We start from the raw sequence: 20,227 nt of genomic DNA, 5'->3' as shown, positions 1-20,227 counted from the left end.
ACCAGAGGACGCCCGGCTAGAGGACGCCCTGCCAGACCGCCTCGGCGCCGGTGTCGCCGGTGAGGTAGACGTACCAGACGTTGAGCGCGGCGAGCACCACCACGATCGCGCCGAGCAGCAGGTTGAGCCACCCCGGCAGGGACCGCTCCCGGGTGAACCGGGGGCTGGTCACCACGAGCAGCACCAGCGTCACCACGCCGAGGGCGAGACTCCACCAGAGGGCCAGTTCGCCGTAGCCCTGGTGCTCCACCACCTTCTGGAGGATCTCCGGACCGTAGCCCTTGGCGGTCAGTACCTCCTGAAGTTCCTCACCGGACTGCACCGCGAAGAAGGCGGCGACCGGCGCGACCACCGCCAACACCGCCGCCGCCCAGTCGAGCCGGCTGCGGAACCGGGGCAGCACGGCGTACCCGGTGGAGACCAGCGCGAGCAGCGGCACGAAGACGACGGCCGCGTGCACCAGCAACGCGTGTGCGGGGAGACCCATGACTTCCCTGAACACCGACGCCTCCTTGCTACCGCTCCCGACGGGAGCCAACGGACGGTACGAGAATTCGATCACGTCATCCGCGACCTATACCGGTACACGGGGATCGAGCCGGGGCGGTTCACCCGGGTTCCACCTCCGGTGACACCGGGTACGTGTGGCGGGCGCCACGATCGACTCGCATCCGCCTTGTTGGCGTCCCATCGACGTGCTGTGATAGTGGGATGACTGGCGAGGAACTGCTCAGGTCGAGGGGCCTTCGGGTCACCCGGCCGCGCCTCGCCGTCCTCGAGGTGCTGGCCGCCGGCGGGCACCTGGAGGTGGAGGAGATCACCCAGCGGGTCCGGCAGCGCCTGGACTCGGTCTCCACCCAGGCGATCTACGACGTACTGGGGGCGCTCTCCCGGGCCGGGCTCTCCCGCCGGATCGAGCCGGCCGGGTCACCTGCCCGATACGAGGCGCGGGTCGGTGACAACCACCACCACGTCGTCTGCCGGGGCTGTGGTGAGATCGCCGACGTGGACTGCGCGGTCGGTTCCGCACCCTGTCTCGACCCGGTGACCGCGTACGGCTTCGAGGTCGACGAGGCCGAGGTCACCTACTGGGGCCTCTGCCCGAGCTGCCAGTCGCGCCGGGCCACCGACGACTGATCACGGCTCCGCCCGGCCGACCACGCACCCCGCACCACCTGCCGCCTGCCGTCCAACGGGCGCATTCGCCGAGGGCACCGGCATGCGGGCGAGCGACCGGTAGGCGCCGTCATGCCGTCTCGGCGTGCCCGCCGTCGCCCGGCTCGACGGGTACGAGAGCCCGTTCGACCGCTGACCAGGGCTCCCGGTCGGGAGCGTCCGCACCGGCCGGGCAACTGCGGCGGTAGTCGCACCAGCCGCACCGGATGCCGGGCGAGACCGGAAAGGCCTCGTCCGGGTCGGCGCCGTCGGCGACCGCCCGCTCGGCGGCGATGATGTCCCGGGCGGTGTCCTCGGCCCGGGCGAGTTGCCGGGCGAGCGACTCCTCGGTGTGGTCGTGCCCGGCCACTGTCCGGGTCGGCAGGTGGTGCAGCTCCACCCGCCGGCACGGCTTGCGGAAGACCCGCTCGGCCGCGTAGGCGTAGAGCGCGAGCGCCTGGGAGCCACGGGCGTCGTCGGAGTCCAGGCCGGTACGCCCGGTCTTGTAGTCGACGATCACCAACTCCGGACCGTCCGGGCCGGTGCGTGAGTCGATCCGGTCGGCGCGACCGTTGAACGCCAGCACGGCGGTCTTGACCGCCACCACCCGCTCCACCCCCAACGGTTCGTCGTCGGGGTCCAGTGTCTCCACGTAGGACTCGAGCCACTCCAGCGCCCGGCGGAAGATCGCCCGCTCCTGCTCCTCGTCGCGGTAGCCCTCCCGGACCCAGGTGCCCTTGAGCAGGGTCGGCAGCGCCTCGGGGCGGCGGCGGTCGGGCGGCAACGCATACCAGTTGCGCAGTGCGGTGTGCACGCTCGCGCCGAGGGAGTTGTGCGCCCAGGGCGGCCCCTTGGGTGGCGCCGGCCGGTCGACATAGGAGTAGCGGTATCGGCGCGGGCAGTCCGTGTAGGTGCCGAGCCTGCTCGGCGTGCAGACGAAGAGGCGCTCGGGCATCCCCTCGAACCCCAACTGCTCGGGCTGGCCGTCGCGTGGTCGAGGAGTCCGGTTGTTGGCGGACGATGGCCTTCGCACGCACCGATCCTGCCATGCCGGTCCGACACCCCCGTCGATCCGCCACCCGCCGCCCGCCGGACGACACGCGTCCGGAGAGGCAGACACGCCGGAGGCAGGCCGGAGAGGCGGCGGCCGGAAGCGGGTGACCCCGGACCCGGATGACCGGACGCGGGAGACCGGACGCGGGGGAAGCTCAGGAGGCGTGCAGGTGTGCGGTGACGAAGGCGGCGACGGAGTCGGCGATCAACTGGACCGCGATCGCGGCGAGCAGCAGGCCGGCGATCCGGGTCAGCACCTCGATCCCGGCCGGCCGGAGCACCCTGACCACGATCCCGGAGAAGCGCAGGATCAGCCAGACCGCCACCATCACCGCGACGATGCCGACCGCGATCGCCAGGTAGTCCGCCGTACCCTCGGCGCGCTGTACGAAGAGCATCGTGGCGACGATCGCGCCGGGACCGGCCAGCAGGGGCGTACCGAGCGGCACCAGCGCGATGTTCGAGGTGTTCTGCTGGCCGGGGTCGTCGGCCTTGCCGGTGAGCAGTTCCAGCGCGACCAGCACCAGCAGCAGGCCACCGGCGCCCTGCAACGCCGGCAGGTCGATGTGCAGATAGTCCAGCAGGGTCTGCCCGGCGACCGCGAACACGACGATCACCCCGAGGGCGAGTGCCACCGCCTGCCACGCGGCGCGTACCCGCTCCCTTGCCGGCATCTGGCCGGTCAGGGCGAGGAAGATCGGCACCATGCCCGGTGGATCCGTGATCACCAGCAGGGTCAGCAGGACCTCGCCGAGCAGCTTCATGTTCACGTGATCACGTTAGCCGGACGCCGGGCGGCATCCGCCGAGGTCAGCCCGGGTCGGCGAGCACCCCGACCCCGCTGCTCGCGGCGAGAATCCGCTCGTACGCCTCCACCCCGGTGGTGTACGCGCCGAGCCGGACGCTCTTGTGCGTGCCGTGGAAGTCGGACGAGCCGGTGACCAGCAGCCCCAGCTCGGCGGCGAGGGCCCGTACGGCGTCCCGCTCGGCCGGCGAGTGGTCCTCGTGCTCCGCCTCCAGCCCGGCCAGTCCGGCCGCGGCCAACTCGACGATCAACGAGTCGGGCACGATCCGCCCCCGCCTGGTGGCCCTCGGATGGGCCATCACCGGGACCCCGCCGGCCTGCCGGATCAGCCGGACCGCCCGGAACACGTCGATGTCGTCCTTGGGCAGCCGGTAGCGCTCGCCGAGCCAGTGCGGGGCGAATGCCTCGGCGGTGGTCGCCACCAGACCGGCCCGGATCAGCGCCTGTGCGATGTGCGGTCGGCCGACCGTGCCACCGTCGGCGGCGTCCCGGATCTCCGCCCAGTCGACGTCGACGCCGTCGGCCCGGAGCAGCTCGACGATGCGTTCCCCGCGTACCTCACGGGCGGCGCGTATCCGGGTCAGTTCGGCGACCAGTTCCGGCGACTCCGGGTCGAAGAGGTAGCCGAGCAGGTGCAGCGGGATCGACGGCTCGGTGCCGTACCAGCGGCAGGAGAGTTCCGCGCCCCGGACCAGGGTGAGTCCCGGCGGCCGGGCGGCGGCGGCCCGCTCCCACCCTCCGGTGGTGTCGTGGTCGGTGATGGCCAGTACGTCGAGCCCGGCCGTCCGGGCGGCCTGGACGAGTTCCTCCGGGGTGCAGGTGCCGTCGCTGGCGGTCGAGTGGGCGTGCAGGTCGATCCGGACCCGGCTCGCGTGGTCGGGCGCCTCGGGCTGGCGGGACGTCACCGGGCCGAGGCTACCGGCCGCCGTCGCCCTCCGGCGCCGGTCGCGGCGTGGCGGAAGGTCACCAGCGACCTCCGGCGCCGGTCGCGGCGTGGCGATAGGTCACCGGCCGTCGGCGGTGGCGGTCAGCCTCGGCACGAGTTGCCACCTCTCCGAGACTCCGTCGGGCAGCGGCACGATCTCCTCGGTGCCGTCGGTGCGGCAGCGTACGACCTGCTTGTCGTCCCCGGTCACCACCGTCCGGTCGTCGGCCCAGACCGGCGGCACGTCACCGGCGGCCGGGCAGGCGACCACGGTGCTGCCGCCGTCGAGTACCCGGTCGATGTCGATCAGCACGACCTCGGCGCCGCGCCGCTCGGCGAGCCATCGGCCGCCCGGGGCGAGGCCGCCGTCGGGGGCCTCGGCGCGCAGGCCCAGCCCGCAACCGCCACTGCGCACCGGTTGCAGCCTTCCGCCGGTCAAGGCGAGGCTGGCCAGGCAGCGCCGGTTCCCGCTCTCCTCCCGGACCAGCCCGACCAGACCGTCGGCGCGTACCCCGTAGACCGCGGTCACGTCCGCGTCGCGGGTCGGTCGCCGGGCCGGGTGGGCCAGGTCGACGAAGCCGTAGCCACGGGGTCCGTCGGAGACCACCACCCGGTCGGCGGTGACCGCCACCGGCCAGACGCCGGCGGGCACCTCGACGTGGTCCATCAGGGCCAGCCCGGTCGGGCCGACCCGGGCGATGTACAGCGTCGTGTCGAGTTGAAAGGCCAGTCGGTCGCCGTCGGCGCTCAGCGTCCACCGGTCGTCCTCGCCGCTGAGCGCCACCGAGGTGCCGTCGGGCCGGAGGAACCTGACCTGTCTGGCCCCGGCGTACACCCAGCCGCCCGGCACCCGGTAGACCCGGGTCACCTCGCCGACGCCGGCCAGGCTCAGCCGCCGGCCGTCCGTGGTCCAGAGCTGGTCGCCGCTGCGGATGTCGAGTCCTATCCCGGTTTCCCGGCCGGGAACCGGCGGCTCCACCGGCCCGACCGTGACCTCGGCCAGCGAGTCCGCTCCGAAGCCGGCGGCGGGTCCGCTGGACGGCCGTTCGAGCAGCCATCCGCCGCCGAGCGAGGCGGCACCGGCGGTGACCAGGACCAGCGCGGCCGCCACCGCCGCCAGCGAGCTGACCGTGCGGCGCCGCCGGGCGACCCGGCCCCGCTGGATCACCCTGCCGGCCGGATCGTCGGGCACCGGCGGTGTGTCGACCCGGGTGGCGAACATGTCGCGCAGCGAATCTTCCAGCATCGGCGTCACGCTTCCGCTCCGACCGCCGGCACGGGCGGCGCCGGCACCGAGAGGGCGGCCGGCCGCCGGGCCCCGGCCTGACGCGGTTTCGGCAGCTCCGGCGGGGTGGCCGGACGTTGGCCGTTCACCGGGTGCGCGGGCCCGAACCGGCCGTCGTCGCCGTCGGCTCCGCCGAGGGGTACGGGGGCCAGCGCGTCCTCGCCCCTCGGCACCCGGCTGTCGGTCTCGGCGCCGAGCCGGCGGCGGAGCGTGGAGAGGGCCCGGGAGGTCTGGCTCTTCACCGTGCCCGGTGAGATGTCGAGGAGTGCGGCTGTCTGGGCCTCGGAGAGATCCTCGTAGAACCGGAGCACCAGGACGGCCCGCTGCCGGACCGGCAGGGTGCGGACGTGCCGCCACAGCCGGTCGCGTTCGAGCTGCTCCTCGATCTGGTCCGGGGCGGGCCGCTCGGGTAGCACCTCGGTGGGGCGCTCGCCGTGCCAGCGTCGCCGCCACCAGCTGGTCGCCGTGTTGATCAGGACCCGCCGGGCGTACGGCTCGACCGCCTCGATCTCGCCGAGCCGCTTCCAGGCCAGGTAGGTCTTGGTCAACGCGGTCTGCAACAGGTCCTCGGCGGTAGCCCAGTCCCCGGCGAGCAGGTAAGCCGTACGCAGCAGGGCAGCCGAGCGGGCCGCGACGAATTCGCGGAACTCCTCGTCCACCGAGTGCTTCGGCGCCACGCCCGCCTCCCCCAGCCTGTGCCAATTCGAAAGGCTGCCACAAGCCCGACCCGCAGGTCTACGGCGGAAAGGTGCGATTCAGTTCGATGTTCGGGCAGGGAACCGCCGTTATGCGCACTGGTGTCGCCCACCGCGTCGCCAGCGTCACACCCCCGCCGGCCGGGGTGGGGTGGGCCGTCAGGCGCCGTCGTCGGCCTTGGCCTCCTCGGCCTCCTTGCCCAGCCGGGCCTCGACCGCCTGCGGCTCGTACATCTCCTCGACCACGCGCAGGTAGAGCTCGTTGGGGTTGGGAAGATACTTGATCTCCCGGAGCGCCTGCTCCTGACCGGCCGACTCCAGTACGAAGGTGCCGTAGTTGAGGGCGCGGCCGAGCGGCGACTGCTCGTATTTCATGTCGGTGACCCGCAGCAGCGGCATCATCGCGACCTGCCGGGTGATGATCCCGTTCACCACCATCACCCGCTTGTTGGTCAGGATGAACCGGTCGAAATACCAGTCCGCGACCTTCCAGGCGACCCAGCCCATGATGCCGAGCCAGATCAGCACCGCGACGGTGGTCAGCGCGCCGACCTCCTGGCCGGCGAGGAAGCCGGAGAGGTAGCCGAGCACGAAGGTGGCGAGCAGGCCGATCAGCAGTGGGGTGGCCAGGTAGATCTTGTGCCGCTTCCACTCACCCCGGTAGCGCTCGGTCGGGAAGAGATAGCGGGCCACCAGCGAGGTCGGCTCGTCCTCCAGCGGCAGGACCCGGCGCGGACCGAGCGGCATCCCCGAGGCGTCGACCCGGAGGCCGGCGAGCTCCTCCTCGGAGATCTCCGGTCCCTGGTCGGGGTCCCGCACCCAGCCCCGGGTGCCGGCCCGGCCCTCGCCGTAGCCGATGTCCTCGGCGTAGGCGGGCCCGTCCGAATAGGAGGGCCCGTCGGAGTAGCCCGGGCCGGTGCCGAACGCCGGCCCGTCGTCGGGTCGGACCCGGGGGATCGGCTCGGTGTCCCGATCGCGCCGTCGACGTTCGTCGTCGTCCTCGGGCTCAGGGGGTTCACCCGACGGATTGCCCATGGGCGGCTAAGCGACGAGGTCGGTGAAGAAGTCGCCGAAGCCCTGGGCAACGTCCAGCAGGCTGCCGCCCAGCGACTTGAAGACGTCGGCGGCGGAGGAGGGCTGGTAGGCGATGAAGAAAACCAGGAAGGCGATACCGCCCCAGGTGAGGACCTTTTTAACCATGGCGGGCCATCCCTCCGTGCGGCACCGGGTTGCGAACCCCGGCAAAACCCAGAGTATCAGTCGGGTGTCCTGCGGGAAATAATCCACATACGCCCTCCGCCCCAGCCTGGCTGGCCATATCAGACCCTCCCGTGCAGGTAGGGGGACGGAGCACCGTAGACGAGCTCGGGCGGTGTCCACTCGGTCAGGTCGTGGAGTTCGACGTCTTCCGCGAGGAGGTAACCCGCACTCGCCGGCCAGGTTATCGCATAGAGCCAGATCCCCCGAGCTTCACCGGCGTAGGCGCTCCGGTCTGTCGGAGATTTGACTGACCAAAGTGGAGTCGGATGGCCGGCGGCCCGGATCTTGGCGTGCGCGATCCGCTCGGCGGAACCCGGGCCGGGATCGGTCAGTGCCTCCGCGAGCTGCGGGCCCGGGTCGACCCCGGTGGTGCCGGCCAGCCGGGTACCCAGGCCGACGCCGGGCTCCTCGGCGACCAGCACCAGGTCGGCGGGTCCACCGCCGAGCGGGTCCGGCCCGGTGCAGGCCACGGCGGTCGCGCGTACGCCGGAGCGATCGTCACCGGCCCAGCCGACCCCGGTCATCGTCCAGCCCTGCGGCAGCGGCCAGAGGCACCAGAGCGGCATCGGCGACCCGGACTCGGCTCCCGGGACCCGGGCCTCCCGGTCGGCCGGGTCGCGCTGCTCGATGATCCGGTCGACGGTGCTGGCCACGATCTCCGGCCCGATGTGCTCGGCGACGTGCAGCGGAGAGACCGGACCGCAGTCCGGACACCGCCAGGCAGTGTGCATCAGGTCCGGTGCTCGGACCGGACCGCCGCAACGGGGACAGCTCACCGCGACACCCACGAGAACTACAGTCCCCGTACCAGTGGCCCCGAGTCAAGGCGAACCGGCCTTTTCGGGTCGTTCTGCGTACGGTCGGGACGTCGTGGGGCAGGTCAGCCGGGCTCCCCGGGCGGCTCCCCGCCGTACGCGCGGATCCAGGCGTGCATGGCGATCCCGCTGGCCACCCCGGCGTTGATCGACCGGGTCGAGCCGTACTGGGCGATGGAGAAGACCGCCGAGCAGGCGAGCCGGGCCGGCTCGGAGAGCCCTGGCCCCTCCTGCCCGAACAGCAGTACGCAGCGGCGCGGCAGCACCGCGCTCTCCAGCGGTCGCGACCCGGGCAGGTTGTCGATGCCGATCACCGGCAGGTCGCCGCCACGGCACCAGCGCAGGAACGACTCGATCGTCTCGTGGTGCCGGACGTGCTGGTAGCGGTCGGTCACCATGGCGCCCCGCCGGTTCCACCGCCGCCGCCCCACCACGTGCACCTCGGCCGCGAGGAAGGCGTTGGCGTTGCGGACCACGGTGCCGATGTTGAAGTCGTGCTGCCAGTTCTCGATCGCCACGTGGAAGTCGTGCCGGCGCAGGTCCAGGTCGGCGACGATCGCCTCCCGCCGCCAGTAGCGGTACCGGTCGACGACGTTGCGCCGGTCGCCCTGGCTGAGCAGTTCGGGGTCGTACCGGGGATCGGCCGGTGGCTCGCCCGGCCACGGCCCGACCCCGACCTCAAGCTCGACCTCGGCACTGTCCACGGTTGCCGAGGGTACGCACCCGGCGGTCAGCCGGCCGAGCGCAGTCCCAGCGCCTCGCCGAGCTGGTCCAGCACCCGGCGTTGCTCCGGGTCGACCGGATCGCCGAACGGGCGGGGCCGGCCGTCGGAGCCGGCCGCCCGGCAGACCCGGGCCGCGACGGACTGCACCCACTGCCGGTAGGCGGCCGAGTCGGCCGGATCGGCGTGTCGGGCCAGCGTCTCGACCGCGGCCCGGCAGGACCGGAGCAGTTCGGCGAGTCCGGCGTCGACCCCGGCGCGGACCGGTCCGGAGTGCCCGTCGTCGGACTCGGCGTAGATGGCGGCGACCACGGCCCGGACCAGTTCGCTGTCGAACGACCGCCCGGCGGCGATGCCGTCCAGGCCGGCCAGGCCCTCGGTGACCGCCCGGACCGGGTTCTCCGGCCGGGCCGACGAGGCCGCGACGATCACCCGGCCGGGCAGTCGGACGAGCAGTCGCCAGTCGTCGGGCGGGTAGCCGGTGACGGTGGACCGCCAGGCACCGTGCGTGGCACCGGGCGAGTCCGGAGATCCGGTGTGGCTCATGGCGCCTCCCGGCCCAGCATAAGCCGACAATAGGCGGAAGGCCCGGTTCCGCCCGAAAAGTGGTAGTGCTGGTGTCGCCGCCCGGGGGCCCGGCGGCCGGGTGCGGCAATGCCGACGTCGCCGAGCGGACCCGAGGAGGTCCGTGGCGCCGACTAATGAGGTGTGCCGGGCGGAGGAAACCGACCCCGGACGCAATGAGCGGCGGGGCCCTCCCCGGCACCCGCCGCCCACGCTCTGATGGGGAAGATTCTGCCCGACCCGACCCGGTTGACAGAAGAGTCCACCAGGAGATCGGGGTCACAGTTACCTTTTTGTAATGTTACTGAACGTGAGGGGTCGTACGCGCCCGGGCATCCGTTATGTCACCTGTTTCCGCTTGCCAACCGGCAAGTTTCCCGATCACACCCGGACTGGCCAGCGGAAGTCCTGGAAACGCTCCCATAACTGGCTGTCACCGAACTATGTCACGGGTGTTTCGCATCCAGACCGGTCGGATCACCGACCCTCATCGATACCCGGGCCAGAACGTGAGCCCGCACACGATGACCGTTTCAACCCGCCGTGCCGGGGAATTCCGAGGAGACCGGGTGGGTTTTCCAGTCGTAAGCCAATTGCGGTGATCGGAGTGATCAATGGCGACCGTTGAGCTGACCACAGCCAACTTCGACGAGGTGACCGAGCAGCCGGGCATCGTGCTTGTGGACTTCTGGGCGGACTGGTGTGGCCCGTGCAAGCGGTTCGCGCCGGTCTACGAGCGCTCCTCGGAGAAGCACCAGGAGATCGTCTTCGGCAAGGTCGACACCGAGGCGCAGCAGGAGATCGCCGCGAAGTTCGACATCCGGTCCATCCCCACGATCATGGCGATCCGGGACGGCGTGATCGTCTTCGCCCAGCCGGGTGCCCTGCCGGAGTCGGCGCTGGAGTCGCTGATCGAGCAGGTGCAGGCGCTGGACATGGACGACGTACGCAAGCAGCTCGCCGAGCACAGCCACTGACCAGCACAGCCACCGACCTGGCGGATGACCGCCCGGCAGAAACACCGTCCGGCCGGACCCCTGTCCGGGGGTCCGGCCGGACTGTCAACGCCCACCCCACACCCGGCCGGTACGCCGACGGCCGCCTGAACACCACCACGGTCGGTCGCACGATTCACCGACATGCCCTGCGCCGTGCGGCCTCGATCCGGAGGGCGAGCCTCCTGGCTACGCTCGCGCGTCTTGAGCCGCCCCCAGCCGGGTGAGCATGCGGTCGTGCCCGGCGAGTGCGGGGCGATGCCGTTGAACCCCCGACGAGCTGCCGATCCATGACGCCTTGACGCGACGACAGATGCCACCGCAGCAGAGAGCCAATCACACCCTCGTTACCCATTGTGAACGAGGGGTATCTATGGGTAGTGAAGTGGATCACACTTTAATCCATTGACGGAGATCAGGGATGATGCGACGGTTCACCTACCGATAAATATGTGGAGGTGTTCCATCGCAATGAAGATCGCGCGACGCGCCATCGGCAGCTCGGTTCTCGCACTGGCATTCATCGGCGCAGGCAGCATCGCGGTTCCAGGACCCGCAGCCGCGCACACGGTTACCTGGACCAGAGAGCGCAGCGGATGCACCTACACAGGTGGGGTGTCGAACCTGCACAACTACGCCTGGACAGTTCGAAGCAGCGGCAACTGTGCTGGTCACGGCTGGCTGCGGGTGCAGTACGCCAACGGCACGTACGAAGAGTTCCACGGCGACCCGGGCACCTCGGTGAGCACCGGAACCAACGGGATCCGGCACGCCTGGCACAAGACCCAAGAGAGCGAATCGTGGGGACAGAGCCACTAGGAGTCGCAAGCCAGGATTGACGTGGGCGGTCGGAAGGAGTCCTTCTTCCGGCCGCCGCACTTCATGGACCGACCCATAATCAGACCGCGCAGGACTCGACCTCCCCTGGCCCTTCGAATCGAATTTCCCAAGCAGTGTAGACAACCGATTTGAATTGAAATCGACGAACCATTTAGCCGGAAGGTGCGGCGCGGCGGCGCCCCGACCTCACCCGCGGCACGACGGATCGCAGGGAAGGTCGAAAAAGCTCATCGCCGCGCACCGTGCCGGAGAGGTTCAGCGGTCGCCGGCCGTGCCGTAGAGCCGGTCCCGGGTCGCCTGCGGCAGCGAGCAGGCGGCCGTACCGCCGGGCAGGCGGTGCCGGTTCCGGGCCACCCAGCGGTACGCCGGCCAGGCCAGCAGGCGTACCGGAGGCAGCCGCAGGCCGGCGCCGAGCAGCCGCCAGCCGGGACGGCTCGTACCGAGCAGCCGGGCGATCGCGTCCGGGCCGGCGACGCGTACGCCGTCGGTGCCGACCCACCAGACCGCCTCCTCGCACTGCGTGGCGGTCAGCCCGAGCGCGTCGAGGTCGGCGAACTGCCAGGGCACCACTTCGGCCCCGGTCGGGATCCGCCGGCCGATGAACTCGGCACAGGTGGTGCAGAAGGCGCAGTCGCCGTCGTACACGAAGGTGGGCTGGTCCATGGCACCAGTCTTCCCCGGCGGCAGTGCGGACTAATCCACGTGGGTGAGGTAACCCGACAGGGTGCGGTCCAGGATCTCCTGGCCCGGCCGGGCCCACACCTCGGCGTTGAAGACCTCGACCTCGATCGGCCCCCGGTAGCCGGCGGCCTCCACCGCCTCCCGGAACCGGCGCAGTTCCACGCAGCCGTCGCCGGGCAGCGCGCGCCCCAGCAGCACCCCCTCGGGCAGCGGGGTGGCCCAGTCCGCGACCTGGAAGCAGGCGATCCGCTCCTCCCGGCCAGCCCGGTCGATCTGCGCCCAGACCTGGTCGTCCCACCAGATGTGGTAGGTGTCCACCACCACACCGACCGTCTCGGCCGGATGCGGCGCGGCCAGGTCCAGCGCCTGGCCGAGGCTGGACACCACGCAGCGGTCCGAGCAGTACATCGGGTGCAGCGGCTCGATCGCCAGTCGTACCCCGGCGGCGCGGGCGTGCGGCACCAGCTCACCGATCGCCTCGCCGACGTGCGCCCGGGCCGCGTCCACGTCCCGGCTGCCGTCCGGCAGGCCGCCGGAGACCAGCACCAGCACCGGCGCCCCGAGGGTGGCCGCCTCGTCGATCGCCCGGCGGTTCTCGTCGTACCAGTCGGGGGTCTGGAAGAAGCCGCCCCGGCACAGTGAGGTGACCGCGAGCCCGGAGTCGCGGATCAGCGTGGCGGTCTTCTCCAGGCCGTGCGCGAGGGTCTCCTCCCGCCAGAGTCCGACCTGGGTCACCCCGGTCGCCAGGCAGCCGTCGACCAGCTCCGGAATCGGCCAGTACTTGGCGGTGGCCTGGTTGAACGAGAACCGCTCCGGCACCCCGCTCATTTGGTGGGCTCGCCGTCGAGGTCCGGGATCTCGATGCGCCGGCCGTCCCGGGCGGAGGCGAGCCCCAGCTCGGCGAGCTGTACGCCACGGGCGCCCGCCCAGAGGTCCCAGCCGTACGGTTCGTCGGCGACCACGTGCCGGAGGAACAGCTCCCACTGGGCCTTGAAACCGTTGTCGAACTCCTCGTTGTCCGGCACGACCTGCCACTGTGACCGGAAGTCCTCGGTCGCCGGCAGGTCCGGGTTCCACACCGGCTTCGGCGTGGTCGCCCGGTGCTGGATCCGGCAGTTGCGCAGCCCGGCCACCGCGCTGCCCTCGGTGCCGTCGACCTGGAACTCGACCAGTTCGTCCCGGTAGACCCGGACCGACCAGGAGGAGTTGATCTGGGCCACGATCCGGCCCGACTGCCCTGGTCGCTCGATCTCGAAGATGCCGTACGCCGCGTCGTCGGCGGTGGCGTCGTAGCGCTCGCCGGCCTCGTCCCAGCGGTCCGGGATGTGCGTGGTGACGTGCGCGGTCACCGCGGCGACCCGGCCGAAGATCTGCTCCAGCACGTAGTGCCAGTGCGGGAACATGTCGACCGTGATGCCGCCCCCGTCTGCGGCCCGGTAGTTCCAGGACGGCCGCTGCGCCGCCTGCCAGTCGCCCTCGAAGACCCAGTAGCCGAACTCGCCGCGTACCGAGAGGATGCGGCCGAAGAAGCCGCCCTTCACCAGCCGGTCGAGCTTGCGCAGGCCGGGCAGGAAGAGCTTGTCCTGCACCACGCCGTGCTTGATGCCGGCGGCGTCGGCCAGCCGGGCCAGCTCGATCGCGCCGGCGAGGTCCTCGGCGGTCGGCTTCTCGGTGTAGATGTGCTTGCCGGCCTCGATCGCCAGCTTCAGGGCCTTCTCGCGCTGGGCGGTGACCTGGGAGTCGAAGTAGATCTGCACGTCCGGACGGGCCAGCGCGGCGGGCAGGTCGGTGGTCCACTCGGTCAGCCCGTGCCGCTGGGCGATCTCCTGGAGCTTGGCCTCGCTGCGCCCGACCAGGATCGGTTCGGGCCAGAGCCGGCGGCCGTCGGGCAGCGCCAGCCCGCCCTGTTCCCGGATGGCGAGCAGCGACCGGACCAGGTGCTGCCGGTAGCCCATCCGGCCGGTCACGCCGTTGAGCACGATGCCGATCGTGGTGCGGCCCATGTACGTCGCCTCCTCAGGCTGGCTGATCCGCGGGTGCCACTCGTCGAGCGCGCGGGGGTACGTGGTGCGGTGGGGGTTCGTCCTGGCGCGCGATGGTCGCGGTGGAGCACGCCGTACGTCGGTAAGCGCTTTCCCGATTACGCTACCGACTCCGTTCCGATTCGGGCAAGAGCCTGCCGGCGGCGGCGGTGATCTCCAGCCGGCGGGGTCACCGGCCCGCGACGGCCGTGAATGGCCGCGACGCCGCCGCGATATCCTCACCTGCAACCCGCCACCGGGCGGTCGGGGAGGGACGGGTCGATGGCCACACTGGCGGATGTCGCGCGGCGGGCCGGCGTGTCACCCGCCACCGCGTCGAGGATCATCAACGGCAGCCCGAAGCCGGTGACCGACGCGCTCCGCGAGCGGGTGCTGGCGGCGGTCGAGGAGTTGCAGTACGTCCCCAACGCGCACGCCCAGCAGCTCGCCCGCAACCACCGCAGCGCGGTCGGCGTGATCGTGCACGACGTCTCGGACCCGTACTTCGCGGAGATCACCCGAGGGCTGCAACGGGTCGCCACCGAGCACGGTCGGCTGGTCATCATCTGCAACACCTACCGGGACCCGGACAAGGAACTGGAGTACGTCGAGCTGCTCCGGGCCAACCAGGCCGCCGCGATCATCCTGGCCGGCTCGGGTTACCACGACGAGCAGTTCACCAACACCCTCGACGCCAAGCTGCGGGTCTACCAGTCCACCGGCGGGCACGTGGCGGTGATCGGCCGGCACGAGCACAGCGGACACGCCGTCATACCGGCCAACGAGGCCGGCGGGCACCTGATCGGCGCCGAACTCTACGGTCTCGGGCACACCCGGATCGGTGTCGTCGCCGGGCCGCGACACCTCACCACCACCACCGACCGGCTCGCCGGGCTGCGCCGGGCCGCCCGGGAACACGGCCAGAAGCTCACCACCCGGCAGATCGTCTACGCCGACTTCGACCGTTCGGGCGGCGCCACCGCCACCGCCACGCTGCTGGAGACCCATCCCGAGGTCACCGCGATCGTCGCGCTGAACGACTCGATGGCGATCGGCGCCCTCGCGCTGCTGCGGTCCCGGGGCATCGACGTGCCGGGCCGGATCAGCGTGGTCGGCTTCGACGACATGCCGATCGCCCGGGACGTGACACCCGCGCTCACCACGATCCGGCTACCGCTGGCCGACATGGGCGCCCGGGCGATGACCCTCGCACTGCAACCTCCCGAGCCGCTGAACACCCCGCAGATCGAACACGTCGCCGCGGAACTGGTCCGCCGGGAGAGCAGCGCCCCACCCCCCGACGGCCGGTAGCCGCTGACACCCGCCCGACGGCCGCTAGCCGCAGGTACCCGGTCGACTATTCCGGCGTCGCCGAGCAGCGGGCGACGGGCGTGGCGAGTTGCGCCCGGCGTCGTACGTATGTTCGAATAATGGCCATGCGCTGGGAAAACCTGACGTCGGCTCCCCCCGACACCGGGCCCCCACCGGGGGCAGCGCCAGCGGCTCCACCCCTGCCGCTGGCGCTGCCCGGCGCGACCGTCCGCACCTTCGACACCCCCGACTTCGCCGGCATGACGTTCTACGAGGTGCACGCCAAGTCGATCATCAACCGCGTGCCGGGCGCCTCGCGGGTGCCGTTCCAGTGGACGATCAACCCCTACCGGGGGTGCAGCCACGCCTGCGCCTACTGCCTGGCCGGCGACACCGCGATCCTGCTCGCCGACGGGCGCACCCGACCACTGGCCGAGCTGCGGATCGGCGACCAGATCTACGGCACCGTCGCACAGGGCAACCACCGGCGCTACGTCCGGACCGAGGTGTTGGCGCACTGGTCGACGGTGAAGCCGGCATACCGGATCGTGCTGGCCGACGGCACCGAGCTGACCGCCAGCGGCGACCACCGGTTCCTCACCCCGCGCGGCTGGAAGCACGTCGTCGGCGCACCGCCCGGCGAGCCGCCCCGGCCCTATCTGGCGATCACCGACAGTCTGGTCGGCACCGGTCGGGCCACGCCGGGACCCGCCGACCTCCCGGCCGGCGGCCTAGACGGGACCATGCTCGGCGGCCGGGCGGTGCTGCGGATCCGCCGCATCGAGCCGCTCGGCCAGGATCTCCAGCTCTACGACATCACCACCGGCACCGGCGACTTCGTCGCCAACGGCGTGGTCAGCCACAACTGCTTCGCCCGCGGCACCCACACCTATCTCGACCTGGATGCGGGGCGCGACTTCGACAGCAAGGTGGTGGTCAAGGTCAACGCGGGCGAGCTGGTCCGCCGCGAGCTGGCGGCGCCGAAGTGGTCGGGCGAGCACGTCGCGATGGGCACCAACGTCGACTGCTACCAGCGGGCCGAGGGACGCTACCGGCTGATGCCGCCGATCCTGGCGGCGCTGCGCGACTTCGCCAACCCATTCTCGATCCTGACCAAGGGCACCCTGATCCTGCGCGACCTGCCGCTGCTCCAGGAGGCGGCCACCGTCACCCAGGTCGGCATCTCGATGTCGGTCGGTTTCGTCGACGAGCGGATGTGGCGTGCCGTCGAGTCGGGCACGCCCAGTCCGCGACGCCGGCTCGACGCCGTACGCCGGCTGACCGACGCCGGCTTTCCGGTCGGGGTACTGATGGCCCCGATCCTGCCCGGGTTGACCGACAGCGACGAGTCCATCGAGGAGACGGTGGCCGCGATCGCGGCAGCCGGCGCGGTGAGCGTCACCCCGTTGCCGCTGCACCTGCGTCCCGGTGCCCGTGAGTGGTACGCGAGCTGGCTGGCCCGGGAGTTTCCGCACCTGGTGCCGCGCTATCGGACCCTCTACGGCCGGGGCTCCTACCTGCCCCAGGCATACCAGCGCGAGCTGACCGCCCGGGTCCGGATCGCGGCCCGCCGGCACGGCCTGCACCGCTCGGAGCCGGGAGAGGCCCGCCAGGTGCCGGGACCCGCACCGGCACCCGCCGCCGAGCAGCTCACCCTCCTCTGACGAGAAGGTTGGCGGAGCCGGCGGTCCCGCTGCCGAGCTAGAGTCGCGGGGTGCGTAGTCCTCAGCAGATCCTGGCCGAGGCCGGGGTGATCGCCGTGGTCGGGGCGTCCCGCGACCCGGGCAAGCCGTCCCACAGCGTCCCGGCGCAGATGCAGCGGTACGGCTGGCGGATCGTCCCGGTCAACCCGGTGGCGGACGAACTCTTCGGGGAGCGGGTCTATCGCTCGCTGGCCGAGATCCCACACCCGGTCGACCTGGTCAACGTGTTCCGGCCGGCCGAGGACGCCGTGCAGGTGGTCCGCGAGGCGGTCGCGATCGGCGCCCCGGCGGTCTGGTTGCAACTCGGCATCGTCTCGGCCGAGGCGCGGCGGATAGCCGAGGAGGCCGGCCTCGACTACGTCGAGGACCGCTGCCTGGCGGTGGAACGTGCCACCGGCGGACTTTCCCGCCGGAGTTGACCGCAGCCTCTCCGGCCGAAGCCGGCCGCTGCCTGAGCTGACCGCGTCGATCGCGTCGACGGTGTCGATCGACCTGGACCGGCCGGAACTCGGCACGCCGCCGCCACCCACGGGTGCATGATTCCGGGCATTCGCCGCAAAGGCCGCGTTGACCGGTAGCGTTGCCGGGTGAGGAGGGCAACGCGATGAGCAATCCAGGGCCGGGTGAGCCGCAGGATCCGCATAGACCCCCGGCGCAGCCCCCACCCGGCTTCGGCGAGCGTCCCGACCAGCCCGACCAGTACGGCTACCCAGGCCAACCCGAGCAGCCCGGCTACTACGGCCAGCCCGGCCAACCCGGGCAGTCGGGCTACCACGGCCAGCCCGGCCAGTACGGCTACCAGGACCAGCCCGGCTACTACGGCCAGCCGAGCCAGCCCGGTAGCCAGGGCGGGCCCGGCTACTACGGTCAGCCGGGCGGGCAGTCCCGGATCAACCTGCTGGCGATCCTCTCCCTGGTCTTCGCCTTCGTCTTCGCGCCGGCCGGCATCGTGCTCGGGCACCTGGCCAAACGCCAGATCCAGCGCACCGGCGAACAGGGCGGCCAGTTGGCCACCTGGGGACTGATCCTCAGCTACGTCTTCACCGCGCTCTACCTGATCGGCTGCTGCGGCTGGCTGGCCCTGGTGAGCTGGGCCGGTGCCGAGGGCGACGGCGGCGCGTACTGACCCGTCGGGCGAGGTGTCCCGGCGGCCCGGTTGCGGCGCCGGACGCCCACGGCGGTGACGAGCGGCTACCCGGCTACCGGTACTCCGCCTCCCGCACGCTGTTGCCGCCGTCCACCACCAGCATCTGACCGGTGATGTACGAGGCGGCCGGCGAGCAGAGGAAGGCGATCGCGGCGGCGACCTCGTCCGGGGTGCCGGGGCGGCCGACCGGGGTGCCGAGCCCCTGCTTCAGTTCGGCCATGGTGGACGCCGCCGTGTAGATCGTCCCCGGCGCCACCGCGTTGACGGTCACCCCGTCGGCGATCATCTCCATCGCCAGTGCCCGGGTCAGCCCGACGACGCCGGCCTTCGCGGCCGCGTACGCCGCCTCGGTGGGCAGGGCGTTGACCGGACCGGCGGTGGCGGCGAGGTTGACGATCCGACCCCAGCCCCGCTCGGCCATGCCGCCGCTGAACGCCCGACTGCACAGGAACGCCGTACTCAGGTTGCGTTCGATCTCCCGGTGCCACTCGTCGTAGCTCAACTGGGCGACCGGCCGAAGCACCTCGGGACTGGCCCGGCTCGCCAGCCCGGCGTTGTTGACGAGCACCTCGACCTCGCCGAGCTGCTCGACGATGGCGTCCGCCAGCGCGCCGACCTCGGCCTCGTCGGTGAGGTCGGCGACGAAGCCCGTCGCGCCCAGCTCACTGGCCCGGTCGTGGATGCGGCGGGTGGTCGAGACGATCGCCACCCGGGCGCCGAGCGCGCAGAGCCGGCGTGCCGTCGCGTACCCGATCCCGTCCGGACTGCCGGCGCCGGTGACCAACGCCACCCGCCCGTCCAGGCGCATCGTCACCGGTTCGGCGTCGCCGTCCGGTGCCACCGGCCGGCCCGGGTCGATGCTCTGCGAGACGGTGCCCTGCGAGCCGGTACGGGGCCGGCGGGCCAGTGCGGGACGCGTGGCGTCCCGACGAGGCCGATTACCGGATCTGTCCCCGGCGCGCGCGTCGAATACCATGCCCGCGATCCTGCCCGGTCGAGTCGATACGGGCAACGCCGCACCGCCGTGGCACCGCCGACCGGGCGTCGGTCGGCACCGACCCGGCCCGTTCGGCCGATCCCCGCCGGCACGTCGGCGGCGAGGGGCCGGGCGGATACGGGGACACCGATCTGGCGTACGCCGACTACCCTGGCGACGCATCCGAACGGACGAAGTGAGAGACCTCGAATGACCGACCCCCAGCAGAGCGGCTACTCCAGCGATCCGTCCTGGCAGCCGCAACCACCGGCCCAACCCGGGGGCTACCAGGATCCGGGTGGCTACCAGCCGATGTACCAGGACCCGACGGTCCAGGCCGCCGCCCCCGCCCCGCCCTACCAGCCGGGATATCCGGCCGATCCCGGCTATCCGACCCAGGCGTACCCGGCCGGCACGGATCCGATCAGCGGCCAGCCCGTGCTGGCTCCGGGTTACCCGCCCGCCGGCTACCCGGTCGCGACCCCGGGGCCGTCGACCAACGGCCTGTCGATCGCCGCGATGGTGGTCGCCATCGTGGGCGCGCTCGGGCTCTGCGGGTACGGGCTGGGCGGCTACCTCGGTGCCGTCGGAGCGATCATGGGCCACGTCGCCAGCAAGCAGATCCGCGAGCGTGGTGAGGGCGGCGCGGGATTCGCCAAGGCCGGCATCATCGTCGGCTGGATCTCCACCGCCATCGCGGTCCTCGCCACCATCGCCATCGTGATCTTCTTCGTCTGGTTGGCCAACCAACCGTCGTCGTACGACACCGGCTACTGAGCATCCGGACCAGCAGGAGGGCGCCGTGAACCCAGGCAGCACCGGTAACCCGTCCGAGTCCACCAGCGACCCGGGTGTCGTCACGCAGCCCGCCCTCGAATCCGGGCAGTACCCCGGCCAGGCCGGCGAGGCACCGCCGCCGGGTTGGAACCCGGGCTACCCCGGCTATCCGTACGTCCCGCGCCGGCCGACGAACGGGATGGCGATCGCGGCGATGGTCACCGGGATCGTCGCCCTGTTCAGCTGCCAACTGGTCGGCGGGGTGGCCATCTATCTGGCGAAGAAGGCGCGTACCGAGATCCAGGCGAGCGGCGAGGAGGGCAGCGGCTTCGCCACCGCCGGGCTGGTGCTCGGCTGGGTCTCGCTCGGGATGGTCGCCCTGGGCCTGCTCTTCTTCCTCGCCTACCTGGGCTTCATGGGGGTGCTCTTCGCCACCACGGCGAGCACCTAGGGCTGGGCCGGCCCGTCGGACCGCCCGCGCGCGCCGGGGTGGAGGCG

General features: G+C 71.8%; 24 protein-coding genes. 9 read left to right on the top strand and 15 right to left on the bottom strand.

Annotated elements, in window-relative coordinates; genetic code table 11:
- Nucleotides 1-16: 16 nt before the first annotated feature.
- Entirely contained in the window at nt 17-502 is a 486-nt protein-coding gene (locus tag V1634_RS31820; protein ID WP_331211398.1) for a DUF2231 domain-containing protein, read from the bottom strand.
- Nucleotides 503-711: 209 nt separating this feature from the next.
- Between V1634_RS31820 and V1634_RS31815 the strand changes: the two genes are divergently transcribed.
- Nucleotides 712-1,137, top strand: a complete 426-nt coding sequence (locus tag V1634_RS31815; RefSeq protein WP_331211397.1) for a Fur family transcriptional regulator — start codon at nt 712-714, stop codon at nt 1,135-1,137.
- Nucleotides 1,138-1,246: 109 nt separating this feature from the next.
- Here the strand turns inward: V1634_RS31815 and V1634_RS31810 are convergent, their stop codons facing one another.
- The 10 genes from V1634_RS31810 to V1634_RS31765 form a co-directional block, all read right to left on the bottom strand.
- On the bottom strand, nt 1,247-2,188 hold the full coding sequence (locus V1634_RS31810) for a RecB family exonuclease (RefSeq protein WP_407951883.1): 942 nt from the start codon (nt 2,186-2,188) through the stop codon (nt 1,247-1,249).
- Nucleotides 2,189-2,363: 175 nt separating this feature from the next.
- Nucleotides 2,364-2,978: a MarC family protein gene (locus V1634_RS31805; protein WP_331211396.1), complete on the bottom strand. Its 615-nt coding sequence runs from the start codon at nt 2,976-2,978 to the stop codon at nt 2,364-2,366.
- 40 nt (nt 2,979-3,018) lie between these two features.
- Nucleotides 3,019-3,918, bottom strand: coding sequence for a PHP domain-containing protein (locus tag V1634_RS31800; RefSeq protein ID WP_331211395.1), 900 nt, complete (start codon nt 3,916-3,918; stop codon nt 3,019-3,021).
- Nucleotides 3,919-4,017: 99 nt separating this feature from the next.
- Complete coding sequence (locus V1634_RS31795) at nt 4,018-5,184, bottom strand: hypothetical protein (protein WP_331211394.1); 1,167 nt, start codon at nt 5,182-5,184, stop codon at nt 4,018-4,020.
- Nucleotides 5,185-5,189: 5 nt separating this feature from the next.
- Nucleotides 5,190-5,900, bottom strand: a complete 711-nt coding sequence (locus tag V1634_RS31790; protein ID WP_331211393.1) for a SigE family RNA polymerase sigma factor — start codon at nt 5,898-5,900, stop codon at nt 5,190-5,192.
- Nucleotides 5,901-6,077: 177 nt separating this feature from the next.
- Complete coding sequence (locus tag V1634_RS31785) at nt 6,078-6,953, bottom strand: PH domain-containing protein (protein WP_331211392.1); 876 nt, start codon at nt 6,951-6,953, stop codon at nt 6,078-6,080.
- A gap of 6 nt (nt 6,954-6,959) precedes the next feature.
- On the bottom strand, nt 6,960-7,118 hold the full coding sequence (locus V1634_RS31780; RefSeq protein ID WP_165436875.1) for a hypothetical protein: 159 nt from the start codon (nt 7,116-7,118) through the stop codon (nt 6,960-6,962).
- Nucleotides 7,119-7,237: 119 nt separating this feature from the next.
- On the bottom strand, nt 7,238-7,954 hold the full coding sequence (locus V1634_RS31775; protein WP_331211391.1) for a DUF6758 family protein: 717 nt from the start codon (nt 7,952-7,954) through the stop codon (nt 7,238-7,240).
- A 104-nt stretch (nt 7,955-8,058) separates the two neighbouring features.
- Entirely contained in the window at nt 8,059-8,697 is a 639-nt protein-coding gene (locus tag V1634_RS31770; protein ID WP_331211390.1) for a TrmH family RNA methyltransferase, read from the bottom strand.
- A 26-nt stretch (nt 8,698-8,723) separates the two neighbouring features.
- A complete protein-coding gene (locus V1634_RS31765; protein ID WP_331211389.1) occupies nt 8,724-9,260 on the bottom strand; it encodes a hypothetical protein in 537 nt (178 codons plus the stop codon).
- Nucleotides 9,261-9,892: 632 nt separating this feature from the next.
- Between V1634_RS31765 and trxA the strand changes: the two genes are divergently transcribed.
- Together trxA and V1634_RS31755 are read left to right on the top strand one after the other, a co-directional pair.
- Nucleotides 9,893-10,255, top strand: coding sequence for a thioredoxin (gene trxA / locus V1634_RS31760; protein ID WP_107257700.1), 363 nt, complete (start codon nt 9,893-9,895; stop codon nt 10,253-10,255).
- A 633-nt stretch (nt 10,256-10,888) separates the two neighbouring features.
- Nucleotides 10,889-11,092, top strand: a complete 204-nt coding sequence (locus V1634_RS31755) for a hypothetical protein (protein ID WP_331211388.1) — start codon at nt 10,889-10,891, stop codon at nt 11,090-11,092.
- Nucleotides 11,093-11,368: 276 nt separating this feature from the next.
- On the opposite strand, the gene V1634_RS31750 is transcribed toward V1634_RS31755, so the two are convergent.
- Genes V1634_RS31750 through V1634_RS31740 form a run of 3 tightly spaced genes read right to left on the bottom strand, consistent with a single transcriptional unit; the run spans nt 11,369 to nt 13,797 of the window.
- Nucleotides 11,369-11,776 carry a thiol-disulfide oxidoreductase DCC family protein gene (locus V1634_RS31750; protein ID WP_331211387.1) on the bottom strand — a complete coding sequence of 136 codons (408 nt, stop codon included), beginning with the start codon at nt 11,774-11,776 and terminating at the stop codon, nt 11,369-11,371.
- Nucleotides 11,777-11,806: 30 nt separating this feature from the next.
- Nucleotides 11,807-12,622 (bottom strand): sugar phosphate isomerase/epimerase family protein, encoded by an 816-nt coding sequence (locus V1634_RS31745; protein ID WP_331211386.1) that lies wholly within the window; start codon nt 12,620-12,622, stop codon nt 11,807-11,809.
- Complete coding sequence (locus V1634_RS31740) at nt 12,619-13,797, bottom strand: Gfo/Idh/MocA family protein (RefSeq protein WP_331211385.1); 1,179 nt, start codon at nt 13,795-13,797, stop codon at nt 12,619-12,621. Before V1634_RS31740 ends, V1634_RS31745 begins: the two co-directional genes overlap by 4 nt.
- 300 nt (nt 13,798-14,097) lie before the next feature.
- Here V1634_RS31740 and V1634_RS31735 point away from each other — a divergent pair, with 300 nt between their 5' ends.
- From V1634_RS31735 to V1634_RS31720, 4 genes are all read left to right on the top strand, one after another.
- Entirely contained in the window at nt 14,098-15,126 is a 1,029-nt protein-coding gene (locus V1634_RS31735; protein WP_107267787.1) for a LacI family DNA-binding transcriptional regulator, read from the top strand.
- Nucleotides 15,127-15,245: 119 nt separating this feature from the next.
- The gene (locus V1634_RS31730) at nt 15,246-16,790 is read left to right on the top strand and encodes an Rv2578c family radical SAM protein (RefSeq protein WP_331211384.1); all 1,545 of its coding nucleotides are present in this window, start codon (nt 15,246-15,248) and stop codon (nt 16,788-16,790) included.
- Between the two features lie 50 nt (nt 16,791-16,840).
- Nucleotides 16,841-17,248, top strand: a complete 408-nt coding sequence (locus tag V1634_RS31725) for a CoA-binding protein (RefSeq protein ID WP_331211383.1) — start codon at nt 16,841-16,843, stop codon at nt 17,246-17,248.
- A gap of 185 nt (nt 17,249-17,433) precedes the next feature.
- The gene (locus V1634_RS31720) at nt 17,434-17,955 is read left to right on the top strand and encodes a DUF4190 domain-containing protein (RefSeq protein ID WP_331211382.1); all 522 of its coding nucleotides are present in this window, start codon (nt 17,434-17,436) and stop codon (nt 17,953-17,955) included.
- A gap of 73 nt (nt 17,956-18,028) precedes the next feature.
- On the opposite strand, the gene V1634_RS31715 is transcribed toward V1634_RS31720, so the two are convergent.
- On the bottom strand, nt 18,029-18,883 hold the full coding sequence (locus V1634_RS31715) for an SDR family NAD(P)-dependent oxidoreductase (RefSeq protein ID WP_407951890.1): 855 nt from the start codon (nt 18,881-18,883) through the stop codon (nt 18,029-18,031).
- 279 nt (nt 18,884-19,162) lie between these two features.
- On the opposite strand from V1634_RS31715, the gene V1634_RS31710 reads away from it, so the two are divergent.
- Nucleotides 19,163-19,729, top strand: coding sequence for a DUF4190 domain-containing protein (locus V1634_RS31710; protein WP_331211380.1), 567 nt, complete (start codon nt 19,163-19,165; stop codon nt 19,727-19,729).
- Between the two features lie 25 nt (nt 19,730-19,754).
- A complete protein-coding gene (locus tag V1634_RS31705) occupies nt 19,755-20,180 on the top strand; it encodes a DUF4190 domain-containing protein (protein WP_331211379.1) in 426 nt (141 codons plus the stop codon).
- The last annotated feature ends 47 nt before the right edge of the window (nt 20,181-20,227 follow it).

It is taken from the genome of Plantactinospora veratri, assembly GCF_036421995.1.
Taxonomy (GTDB): Bacteria; Actinomycetota; Actinomycetes; order Mycobacteriales; family Micromonosporaceae; genus Plantactinospora; species Plantactinospora veratri.
Note: the sequence above shows the minus strand (reverse complement) of the source record. Positions and strands in the feature narration are given on the sequence as shown.